The organism is Pectobacterium zantedeschiae (genome assembly GCF_004137795.1).
In the GTDB taxonomy this organism is placed as follows: domain Bacteria; phylum Pseudomonadota; class Gammaproteobacteria; order Enterobacterales; family Enterobacteriaceae; genus Pectobacterium; species Pectobacterium zantedeschiae.
The window spans coordinates 499671-512668 of the sequence record NZ_NWTM01000001.1 but is presented as its reverse complement, the minus strand read 5'-3'; the positions used below and the strand labels follow the sequence as shown (position 1 = coordinate 512668).

The window sequence follows — 12998 nt, the reverse complement described above, 5'->3', positions numbered from 1 at the left end:
CATGAAAAAAATCTAATCTATACTCTTCTTAATGAAGTTAGAATTAGCTACATCTACCTATAGGTATAATTCACGAAAAAAAATAAAAAATAAGAATAATGCATAAAAATAAAATCATGGATTTTCTTTAGATAATTCAATCAGAAATTTTTTTTCTAACTTAAGTAATTCCTTATTTCTTTCTTTTATTTTTTTTACTGGACTACCAAAATAAACTCCCCATTCAGAAAGACTTTTTGTTACAAGGGACAGAGCACCCACAGAGGTTCCTTCGCCAATCGTCAACTTCGGTAAGATTACAGTCCCTGAGCCGATAATCGAATGTCTCCCTAAAATCACTTCACCCGAAGTGACCCCAGTATACTCTGGCCTTACAGTAGGATTAGTTAAATAGTTACCCGTATAGTCATCTGTTTTACTATAAATTTTAACACCTTGAGATATACCACTAAAATCATTCATTGTTATACCTGCACCTGCAGATAATAGTGAATAACCACCTATATGTATAAATGATCCTAAGTTCAAAAAGCCATTCCCGCTTGCGATTATCGTCGTATATCCATCGATTCTCACATTACTTCCTATTGATATATTCTCTAAACCTAAGATAGTGCAATTTTTTGCAATGCATACATTTTTACCTAATGATTTAAACCCAAAATTGATCAGTTCATTTTCTGTAAAGAAACCAACATTGAAAGGATTCATAAGGAACCTGCATTACGTTAAACTAACAAAACACTACTTTTCTTAGTAGCATTACTTTAATGATCTCTCGATATTAATTCTCATTACCAGAGATACATTATTTATCTAAACAGAGCTAATTTACTTGACAAGCTATACTATAAATTAAATTAATAATTCCCTCTTGCTCATTTTCTTGTAAGTCTGCATAGATGGGTAGACAAAGTACAGATTCAGCAACAATGTGAGACTCAGGTAAATTTTCGATTTTAGCACTATCTAAACCACGGTACATTGGGAATGAACTAATTAAGGGATAAAAATAACGCCGTGTAAATACACCCGCAGCTTTCATTAAGAGATACAGCTCATCTCTACTACAGGGAAAACTCTCTTCAAGAAAGATCGGACAATAGGCATAATTCCATGAAATATTCTCAGTGACATCTGTCAGTCTAATATTAGGTATGCTACTTAATGCTTCTCTGTAGCGTTGGTATACGGTTTTTCTTTTCAACAATGCATCATCGATATATTTTAGTTGTAGCAGACCAAACGCAGCCTGAACTTCATTCATTTTCCCGTTAATACCTGGCGCGACGACAGTAACTTCATCAGCGAAACCAAAATTTTTCAGATAATCAATGCGCCTTTTAGTCTTGGCATCTTGAGAAATAATTGCGCCGCCTTCAATAGTATTAAAAACTTTCGTCGCATGGAAACTAAGGATAGATAAATCGCCATGATTTAAAACACTATAGTTATCTTTTTTTACGCCAAATGCATGTGCAGCATCATAGATGACCTTTAGTCCATAGTTATCCGCAATAGCTTGAATACGCTCAATGTTGCAAGGAATACCATAACAATGTACTGGCATAATAGCCGAGGTATCAGAAGTAATTGCTTGTTCAATTTTATCAGGATCAATATTACACGTCAGAGGATCAATATCCACAAATACGGGTTTTAAACCATTCCACAAAAGCGAGTGTGAAGTAGCCACAAAGGAATAAGGGGTAGTGATAACTTCACCAGTAATGCGTAATGTCTGCAATGCAGTCAATAGTGCTAAGGTACCATTCGAAAAAAGACTGATATACTTAACTCCCAAGTATTTTGCCAGTTCTTCTTCAAGTTGCTCGTGTAAAGGTCCACCATTCGTTAATCTTTTGTTTTCCCATATTTTTTCCAAGTAAGGGATAAACTCCTCAAGCGGAGGAAGTAGTGGACTGGTAACATATATCTCATTTTTCATAAACAGCCCTTAACGTAATAAATTATCGTGGCAACCAACTTTTACTTATAGTTTCCAGATTTTTTTGATTAAGCATCCAGTTCTCTTGAACTTCATTTTTCAACACAGCGCCAAACTTTCTGGCGGAATCCACATCATGAATATATTGATTCATTGCAGCAGACCAGTCTTTGTACCTATTTTTCACTACGCTAATGGAAAGATTACCTTTGTAACATAAAACATCACTACATATAACCGGTATTGCACATATACCAAACTCTAATAATCGAATATTGCTGCGAGCTCTATTAGCGTGATTATCAGCCAACGGCGCTATTGCAAAATCAAGATTAAGAGAAGCTAGCTGTTGGGGGTAATGCGTAAAACCGTGATAGCGGTGATATTCATGAATAAACGGTTTCAGTTTAGAAGGATACGTTCCCAGAAATACCCATGTAACGAGGTGGGAAAAATCACGGACGATGTTAGAAACCAGTTCAATATCTTCATCACTGAGATCCAATGTTACACACCCAACTCGAGGTTTATCGCTTACCCTTTCCTTGAAGGCAAGATCATTCCAGGAATGAGGTAAATATGTGGGTAAAACCTGAATATCGTGATGCACTCTTCCATATTGCTCAGCTAACACCTCAGACCCGACAATCACTCTATCAAAATAAGCCAATTCCTCTTTAATTTTATTTAATTGTTCTTTCTTGCTCTTATTATCATAAAATTTACTTAATTCATAATAGTTCATATCATAAATAGAAAAGCAATCATTCATCGATTTAAAGTTAGTTATTTCCCTACTTTGAATGTGATTTTGAGTAATGATGACGTCAGGTTCTATTTTTAATAAATCAGACATGATGAAAGGTTCTGAAGCAACAACTCCATCTATCATTCCATCGAATCTCATCTTGTAAAAGGGTTCCTCTAATCGATACATATGCATCGGATTGCAACCACCAGAAAATATCGTTACGCTTAGTAATTTTTTCGACTCTAATGATGGACCATATGCTCTACTGTGTTCTTCTATTTTATAATTTTTTTTCAATGATAAATTTTTATTATACGCAGGGTCATTGGCAATCAGATTACCCCACTTATGATAGATTACTTTATCTTGATCTGAGTAAATTTCTTTACTCTCATTTTTTTCCTCTGGCGATAAGTCTGTTGCAACAATAGAGTAAGGTGTCCAAACAGCAAGATAACCCGCTTCACGAACTTTTAGACTTAAATCAATATCAGCAAGATTCGCCTCTGTCAATGACTCATCCATTCCACCAACATCTTGATAAATAGATCGTTTTATAATCAAGCATAATAAGGGAAGAACACTATAATTTTGCTCTATTGCTAAACGATGCATATAACCGGAGGCTGAATAGTGACTCCCTACAAAAGGACTTCCAACCACACCATTAAGTCCAAGAATCATACCGGCTGAATAAACTTTTTCATTTAGGTTAATTACTTTACTGCCAACACACCCAACTTCATCGCGCATACAATGATTAACTAAATTTTCCAGCCACTCATCATGTGCAGGAAAAACTTCGGCATCAAGCAAAAGTAGATAATCACCCGATGCTTGAGTAGCAGCGATATTGTTGAGCTTAGCGCGACTTTCCTGATGTGGAAATACAATGATTTTTATTCTGTTAGGATCAATTTTACTTACTTCTTCCAGCCAGTAACGATTCTCTTCGATCTCAGCATAGCAACTTAGAATAAATATTTCATAATTGGTATATTTAGATTTCTCTAGCAGCCCCATAACACAACGTTGCAATATATTGACATCACCATTATCGATGATAAAAATACTAATTTTAGGTAAATCTCTTTTATGACCATAAACAACCCGACATCCACCTAATGAATTAGGTAAAATCAAGCTATTCACATATCCTCTTGCGTTTAAATAGTTACTAACTAGGTATTCTGTTTTATTATCATCTAACTCTTTTATTGACTCACTGATTAACAACGGCTCAGAAAAATGACCGACATGCCTATTTCCCTTACCTGTAATCAAACGCATCAGAACGTCGAAATCAAAAAAATCAGGGTAAATGTCACTGTAATTACTTGTATCTATAAAGACGCTTTGATGAAAGAAACAGCCAACAAAAAATGCGCTAGGAAAGCCAAGAAAATAATCAATACTAAAATCAGGCAAAAAAGCTGATTCTAACTCACCACATTCACTAATAAATATTTTATCAGGATAGACTGCACTATATTCACTGCCTTTATTTAAGTAGCATATAGTGGAAAAAAATCCGTCTGCGACAAATGTAACGCCAGCCCTCACATATTGAAGCCAGTTAAAACACTGCTGCATTGCTATATTTTGTATAGTAGTGTTTAGCTTTGTTTTTTTGCACAATGAAACCCAGGACTCAAAGTCTTTAGAAAGAGTATATTCTCCATCGGTAAAAACAATACAGTTCAGTCTTGAATACATCTTTTTAACAGGTAGTAAAGACTCTAATGTAATTAAAACCTTGCGCCAAGATTCATATTGATCATAAATACAAACATAAATAATTTGAGGTGATACCAACTCATTAATACTTTTTGAAAGAAGGTTAATTCTTTCAGAAGAAAGCTTGCGTTTATTAACCCACTCCATTATGTTTTCTTTATAGTTTTTATTATAAAAACCCTGTGCTTTATCTTGCGTGATATCTAAAAATTTTAAAATTTGCTGATTGGACACGATCTCCAACCCTTCATAAAAATCTCTATATTTATAAAGACTAGCCCTTATTCGTTCCAATTCATTAGGGGAATCATCCCAGGCAACTTCGGAATTACCCACATCTTTAGATGTATTCTCTGTGATAGCATATTTTTCATACCCCGTAGCAATTTTGGCGACTACAGGACAACCACATAACCCAGCTAAAGCACAGGTACCAGATGCTTCATAAGAGTACATAACCCGTCCACGCTTAAGAACTTTAGAAAGCTCATTCAGAGATAAGGGTTGATCCATCGATAAAACAGTTATATTTTCAGGCAACGTTGAAAAGTCGACAGAACTTCGTGGAATTCGATTTAAATATAAAAGGTCAAGATCTTTCTTTGTAACATCATCACAAAACACTGATAAATCATAAGTTGATATCGTCAACAAATTTACATTCGCTTCATTTTCAGCAAACTCTTGTCGATAAAAGAAGAATATATCATCCTCACCTGCATTAATACTGTTGCCGTTCAGAACCCCTTCCCTATTCAACATATATCTGACACAGATAGGTGCTTCCAGAGGGTTTCCTGACTCTATCTCAGGGTAAACTGCAATGAATACTTCCCCAGACTCTTTATATTCATTAAATTTCCCAGACGTTAATTGTGGAGTATTCCATTCTGGGTTAATTACCGGCGAAATAACGTATGCCTCTCCGCCATATTGGTTAATAAGATGACAAAGGCGATGTACGACCTGAATCCCAAGAGAGGCTTCAATATAACCCGGAACAGTAATTACATAAGGATATTTAAATTTTTTATTCATCGTTTATCCTGAAAATCACACTCTCATATATGCAGTTTACAAAAAATATATTGCCATTATCTGGCAGAGAGAACGCTACCGCCCTTGGCTCTTCAGCAACCAATGCGCTATCACACTCTCATGTTGTGTTACTAGGTTATCCCGCTATTTTGGCAACCAGGCCTGTAGCCAATCCGTCAAACCGTCACCTTCCAACATCCAATCTTTATACACAGCATCTCTCAGTTCATCGCCCATTTTTGCTGTTGCATCCATATCTGAGATGTGCATACGTATCGCATCTATCCAATCCTTAAAACGATTATCAACCCGTGTTACTGGTAAACCACAGCGGTAAGGCTCGATGTCAGTACAAATCACAGGAACCCCACAAGCCCCCAGCTCCATGAGCCGTAAATTACTTTTGCATTCATTGAACAGGTTATGCTCTAGCGGTACCAGTGCCAAATCGAGATTCAGGCTCGCTGTTTTTTGTGGGTAATACTCGATAGGTACCCCTGCATGAAATTCACACTTCACACCTTCGGGTTTCATCCCCATGAAAACCCACTCAACTTCATCTTCAAGCGCTTTCACCACCGAACGGAGAATCGCCAAATCACCTTTATGGCTACTCCCACCAGCCCAACCAACGCGAGGCTTGCGCCCTTGCTGACGCAGGCTCGTCAAGCCCTTCCACCAGGATGTCGGTAGCCGATTATAAGCGACACGAATATCTGAGTGGTAAGCTGCATAGGCTTCAGCCAGTGCAGGCGTAGAAACCACAACCCAATCTACAGATTCCAGCGAACGACGAAAATTTCTAATTAATTGCTGTGAGAATGCTTTTCTATTACCACTGTTAATAGGAATATTAAGAATATAGTCATCGAATTCCGCAACAATCGATGCACGCGTATATTTTCGATACTGTGCCACCATCTCTGGCGTCTGGGCCCCAGCGGCAGATTGAACAATTACGACATCGGGCTCCATATCCACAGCATCGACCAATTTTGGCACACCATGTTTCAGCCCCCCTTCTATACGCATCTCTCGTTCTAATGCCTGAAAAGGGAAAATAACACGATAATGACCGCACCCATGCCAATCACTATGACTCCCAATAACCACAGGTAGAGGCCGCCCTGGTAATGCACGTTGACACCTTGCCATTTCTGGTGTCAGAGAAAATCCTGGAGCATGTTTACCATAAGCAGGGTGATAACACGGATCGTTCGCTAACTGAGGTAACCAGCGATCATAAAGTGAGTCGATATCTGATTTTTGCGGTAATGGTGATAGCTTGAAATGCTGTTGTAATAAGCGTGATGCACCACCTAAATGCATCACTTGAGCATCTGGCGTCCACACAACCAAATACCCTTGTTGACGTGCTTTAAGTGCAAGGTCAACATCACCAAAATAGGTAGGATATTGCTGCTCATCAAACCCGCCAAGCTCAACATAAACGTCACGCCGCATCATCATGCAAGCCGCGCTAACCGCGCTTACGTTGTGAGTCGTGCGTAAACGACTCATATAACCTTTAGATTCCGCCCCCATCCCCTGAAACGCAATCGCGGCGCTATCATTCATTCCTAATACGATGCCGCCATGCTGAATTCGTCCATCATCAAACACCAATTTAGCCCCAACAATACCTACCTCAGGGCGTAGTGCATGATTTAATAAGGCATTTAACCAATCTCCGTTCGTGATTTCGGTATCATTGTTAAGGAAAACCAGAACATCGCCTTTTGCTTTTTGAGCGGCAAAATTATTAATGGCAGAAAAATTAAATGGATGTGGCCACGATAAAACCTGAACTTGTGTTAATTCCATTGCAGCAAGTTGTCTTAAATATTGACAAGCACCTGCTTCTGTTGACTGGTTATCTACAATTAACAATTCGTAGTTGAGGTATTGCGTACGCTCCATCAGTGTTTCAATGCACCGACTAATGACAGGCAGATGATCACGCGTAGGAATAATAATGGAAACAAGCGGCTTACTTACGTGTTGATATTGAATGCGGCATATCCCGTCGTCATCGTTAGCTGAAACAACGGCATCAACATGACAACGAGCAAGATGGCGTTGAATGATATCAGGGTAGTGTTGCACCACGCCATCACTGTGCAACCAGTCGAATAAAGAATTTGTGGTATAAACCAGTACTTCTGGAATGTGGCCAATAGCCTGCGGCCCTTCTTGCTCTATCAGTTGCCAAACGACATCATGCAGCTCAAGAGATTCCCCAACGGAAGGAATAATACCTTGTTGGCGTAATGTTGATACATCAACAGCCATATTGCGCCCTATATAAGGGAAACTACGCAACATATCAATATTACACTCAGGCTTGAGCATTGGATTTTCTGCTTTACCCTCTTTCATAATCGCTTCGTCAAAATAGAATGCTTTTGCCGAAGGAAAACGCAGGCGATGCTCAGCTAATAATAATGATGCGTGTGGCAGTAAACGTTCACCGGCACGTAAAACTAACAGATAAGATGCTGATGTTTGAGCGAGTACAACATTCAGCGAGCTTTCCTCAACCGAGTCAGATGATAGCCATGTGACTGCCCCGTCAGCATCCGAACAAGTGAAACCATTAGAGGTCAATACATAGACCTCACTGGCCGCATAAAATTGTTCATGAATACTAGTTAATGACGCAGTTATGGCATCCTTATCGTTAGATTGTGCCAGTATTGCAATACCTATATTGCCAATTTCTGGATAGGCTTGAATAAACGCTTGCAATAAATCACGACGTGCAGGGCTAATCAAGCGCTCACTTAACCACTTATCAACAGAATAAAAAGGCTTCGTTTTATCCTGTAAGGTTAAGTTGTGAAGAGCAAGTCGTTGCAGTTCCTGATCGGTTATCGTTTTAAGTGTGGGCTCTGGCAAGCTACCAAGTAATAATGGTAATGTATTTGATAACCGCCAGGATTTATTATAATAACCTAAGCGTTCTTGAGTATATTTAGCCGCTTGCTCATAGCCCTTATAAATACTTTCTGCTACTTCTTCTGAAGAAAGAGTCTTGCCATCCGTTTCATTACGAAATACATTCCCTTCAATCAATTCATCGGTAATATACCCGACAAAGAAATTATCTTGATACAAATAGGCAGGTTTTCCTGCACACAGAGCATATTGTGCAATAATTCCGCTAGCAACAATGGCATCAAAATCAGCAACCACATTATTATGAGTCCATTGGTCTCGATTCATAATTTCACAGGCTATCGAAAACTTATCTAATTCACTTATCAATGCCCTGAGCATCGGCGTTGTTTCTTCCACGACGATAAGTAACTTTTTTAGGCTATTGTCATTTTCAAATGAACTATGATTGAAATAAAAATCGGGAGCAGAATGAGGAAAAACAGATATCAGCGAGCTAGTGATCCCACTATCATTCAAAAAATCAGTCAAACGAGGCAACGTGACTAATGCTCGATCGCATAAGCGATTTTCAAGCAAAATATCAGCGGATGCAGCTTCTCGACTATCTAATGACTGGTGATCGAATATGATATTAGTTATAACGCCACCATTTAGAAATCTATCTAATATACTTGTATTCAATGAAAAATACTGAATCCATAATAGATCATAATACTCATTGAAAATATAATCGGCGTCATCAGTGGCGAAAATGTCTTTACCTACAAACTTTTTCTCTATCAGATTTTTTATGCGGGCATCATATTGATGACAATAGATATCAACATTCCAACCGTTATCTATGAATCCACCAATCAGATCCAAAATGGCCAGTGTTTCATCTCTGTAGTCGATGAGTTGAAGTGTGCTGATAAAGACGCGTGGCATAGAAAGGAGCCTTGTAGACAAAACAGATATATAAATATTTCCATTTTAAGGCGAGAAAATCAAACTAAACGATAAATAAACCAACCAATTACCATGCTATTTAAAGCATTAGAATCAAAACTACAGCATCTTCTCCTGACAACTTTACAGGAATCTGTTCTTGTCTTGGTGATCCGACTTATCTATATGATAAATAATCACTTATAACTATTTTTTAAAACCATGAACAGAAAAAATTTACTCACAAGGTACATAAAGCAAGTTGAAAGACCAAAGAATGGGGAAATTAAAGCAAAATAATCATGAAGATACTATTAAAAACGTAAGAAAGCACCGAAATACAGGAGACTGATAAATTTAACCCGGCACATGGCCGGGTTAAATTTCATGTCATGTTGCTTACGATTAACGCAGCAGAGACAGAACGGTCTGAGGAACCTGGTTCGCCTGAGACAACACTGACGTACCGGCCTGTTGCAGAATATTCGCCTTGGTCATGTTCGACACTTCCACCGCATAATCCGCATCCTGAATTCGGCCACGGGCGTTAGACAGGTTGTTGATCGTGTTGTTCACGTTGGTGATCGTGGATTCGAAACGGTTCTGGATCGCACCCAGGTTACTACGCGCGGTATCTACCGCTTTCAGTGCAGTATCAACGCTGCTAATAATCGTTGCAGCCAGACCACCAGAACCACCGATAGTGCCAGTACCGCCACTGATTGCAGCAACTGCGGTAGAAACGCCTGAAGCCAAGCCAGCACCAGAAGTCGTCGTCGCATTAACCAGTGCGCCAGAGTCGATAGCGATAACTTCGTTAGCACCGGTGTTTGCACCAACCTGAATGTTGATGCCGCCGCTTGCCGTGCCATCCAGCAGGTTCGTGCCGTTGAAAGAGGCTGATTTAGCAACACGGTCGATTTCGTCCAGACGTTGCTTCATTTCAGTGTAGATTGAAGTACGGTCAGTACTGCCGTTGGTATCACTTGCTGCCTGCACAGCCAGCTCACGAACACGCTGCAAGTTGTTGTTGATTTCGTTCAGGTTACCTTCTGCAGTCTGCGTCAGAGAGATACCGTCGTTCGCGTTACGCGCAGCCTGAGTCAGGCCTTTAACCTGCGCTGTCATACGGTTGGCAATCGCCTGACCAGCAGCATCGTCTTTTGCACTATTGATACGCAGACCAGAAGACAGACGCTCAATAGCGGTGCCCAGAGAAGATTGTGATTTGTTCAGATTGTTCTGGGTAACCAGAGACATGATGTTGGTATTAATCGATGCCATGATAAGCGTTCCTTAATCAATGATATGTTAAGTGTCGGGTTCAGCTCATTGGCTCATCCCCGTCCTTACTATTTATCGGAACCTTTTTTAAAACCTTTAATTTTTTGTCTATCCATCTTTTTTATTCAAAAACATCTGCTTCAAAAAGAAAAAACCCAGCACCTGGCTGGGTTAAATTTCATGTCATATTGCTTACGATTAACGCAGCAGAGACAGAACGGTCTGAGGAACCTGGTTCGCCTGAGACAACACTGACGTACCGGCCTGTTGCAGAATGTTCGCCTTAGTCATGTTCGACACTTCCACCGCATAATCCGCATCCTGAATTCGACCACGGGCGTTAGACAGGTTGTTGATCGTGTTGTTCACGTTGGTGATCGTGGATTCGAAACGGTTCTGGATCGCACCCAGGTTACTACGTGCAGTATCTACCGCTTTCAGCGCAGTATCGACGGCATCAACAATTTTTTGAGCCAGACCATCGTCACCACCAATGCCGGTTACCGCACCACTTGCAGTCGTTCCACTGATTGCTGCAACAGCACTAGATACGCCAGATGACAGACCGCCAGATGTTTTAGCGTTAACCAACGCTCCAGAGTCAATAGTGATAACTTCGTTAGCACCGGTGTTTGCACCAACCTGAATGTTGATACCACCGCTTGCCGTGCCATCCAGCAGGTTCGTGCCGTTGAAAGAGGCTGAGCCGGCAACACGGTCGATTTCGTCCAGACGTTGCTTCATTTCAGTGTAGATTGAACCACGGTCAGTTTGACCATTGGTGTCACTTGCCGCCTGCACTGCCAGCTCACGAACACGCTGCAAGTTGTTGTTGATTTCGTTCAGGTTACCTTCTGCAGTCTGCGTCAGAGAGATACCGTCGTTCGCGTTACGCGCAGCCTGAGTCAGGCCTTTAACCTGCGCTGTCATACGGTTGGCAATCGCCTGACCAGCAGCATCGTCTTTTGCACTATTGATACGCAGACCAGAAGACAGACGCTCAATAGCGGTGCCCAGAGAAGATTGTGATTTGTTCAGGTTGTTCTGGGTAACCAGAGACATGATGTTAGTATTAATCGATGCCATGATAAGCGTTCCTTAATCAATGAGATGTTAAATGTCGGGTTCAGCTCATTGGCTCATCCCCGTCCTTATTAATTATCGGAACCTTTTTCAAAATCTTTAATTTTTTGTCTATATGTGTTTTTTTATTTAAAATATTTATTTCGGAAAGAAAAAACCCAGCATCTGGCTGGGTTTTAGCGTCACACTGTATTGCTTACGATTAACGCAGCAGAGACAGAACGGTCTGAGGAACCTGGTTCGCCTGAGACAACACTGACGTACCGGCCTGTTGCAGAATGTTCGCCTTGGTCATGTTCGACACTTCCACCGCATAATCCGCATCCTGAATTCGGCCACGGGCGTTAGACAGGTTGTTGATCGTGTTGTTCACGTTGGTGATCGTGGATTCGAAACGGTTCTGGATCGCACCCAGGTTACTACGAGCGGTATCTACCGCTTTCAGTGCAGTATCAACGCTGCTAATAATTGTTGCAGCCAGACCACCAGAACCACCGATAGTGCCAGTACCGCCACTGATTGCATCAACAGCGGTAGAAACGCCTGAAGCCAAGCCAGCACCAGAAGTCGTCGCGTTAACCAGCGCTCCAGAGTCAATAGTGATAACTTCGTTAGCACCGGTGTTTGCACCAACCTGAATGTTGATGCCGCCGCTTGCCGTGCCATCCAGCAGGTTCGTGCCGTTGAAAGAGGCTGATTTAGCAACACGGTCGATTTCGTCCAGACGTTGCTTCATTTCAGTGTAGATTGAAGTACGGTCAGTACTACCGTTGGTATCACTTGCCGCCTGCACTGCCAGCTCACGAACACGCTGCAAGTTGTTGTTGATTTCGTTCAGGTTACCTTCTGCAGTCTGCGTCAGAGAGATACCGTCGTTCGCGTTACGCGCAGCCTGAGTCAGGCCTTTAACCTGCGCTGTCATACGGTTGGCAATCGCCTGACCAGCAGCATCGTCTTTTGCACTATTGATACGCAGACCAGAAGACAGACGCTCAATAGCGGTGCCCAGAGAAGATTGTGATTTGTTCAGGTTGTTCTGGGTAACCAGAGACATGATGTTAGTATTAATCGATGCCATGATAAGCGTTCCTTTATCAATGAGAAGACATAAATTCGGGTTAGACCTACGGGGTCATCCCCGTTGTATTTGTTTATCGGAACGCTTTTCAAAAGCTTTAATTTTTTACTGCATAAGTTTTATGGCCATCAAAACGTGCTGGTGCGCCATTTCGGGAGGAATTCTCCACACGGGTCAACAACGTCTACCTTACTAGTAGATAGAACTAAAACGACCTCAATTGCGGTGAGCAGCAATAACACGTACTTAAA

At 40.7% G+C, this 12998-nt stretch carries 7 protein-coding genes; all 7 read right to left on the bottom strand.

From position 1 onward, the window contains the following. Positions 1 to 114: 114 nt before the first annotated feature. Complete coding sequence (locus CLR69_RS02400; RefSeq protein WP_129705870.1) at positions 115 to 711, bottom strand: acyltransferase; 597 nt, start codon at positions 709 to 711, stop codon at positions 115 to 117. Between the two features lie 115 nt (positions 712 to 826). After that, the gene (locus CLR69_RS02395) at positions 827 to 1948 is read right to left on the bottom strand and encodes a DegT/DnrJ/EryC1/StrS family aminotransferase (protein WP_129705868.1); all 1122 of its coding nucleotides are present in this window, start codon (positions 1946 to 1948) and stop codon (positions 827 to 829) included. Positions 1949 to 1970: 22 nt separating this feature from the next. Continuing rightward, positions 1971 to 5474, bottom strand: coding sequence for a glycosyltransferase (locus CLR69_RS02390; protein ID WP_129711759.1), 3504 nt, complete (start codon positions 5472 to 5474; stop codon positions 1971 to 1973). Between the two features lie 144 nt (positions 5475 to 5618). Next, positions 5619 to 9302: a glycosyltransferase gene (locus CLR69_RS02385; RefSeq protein WP_129711760.1), complete on the bottom strand. Its 3684-nt coding sequence runs from the start codon at positions 9300 to 9302 to the stop codon at positions 5619 to 5621. Positions 9303 to 9707: 405 nt separating this feature from the next. Continuing rightward, entirely contained in the window at positions 9708 to 10586 is an 879-nt protein-coding gene (locus CLR69_RS02380) for a flagellin N-terminal helical domain-containing protein (protein ID WP_075278212.1), read from the bottom strand. Positions 10587 to 10784: 198 nt separating this feature from the next. Beyond that, positions 10785 to 11672 carry a flagellin N-terminal helical domain-containing protein gene (locus tag CLR69_RS02375; RefSeq protein WP_129705862.1) on the bottom strand — a complete coding sequence of 296 codons (888 nt, stop codon included), beginning with the start codon at positions 11670 to 11672 and terminating at the stop codon, positions 10785 to 10787. 199 nt (positions 11673 to 11871) lie between these two features. Beyond that, positions 11872 to 12747: a flagellin N-terminal helical domain-containing protein gene (locus tag CLR69_RS02370; protein WP_129705860.1), complete on the bottom strand. Its 876-nt coding sequence runs from the start codon at positions 12745 to 12747 to the stop codon at positions 11872 to 11874. Positions 12748 to 12998: the final 251 nt, after the last annotated feature.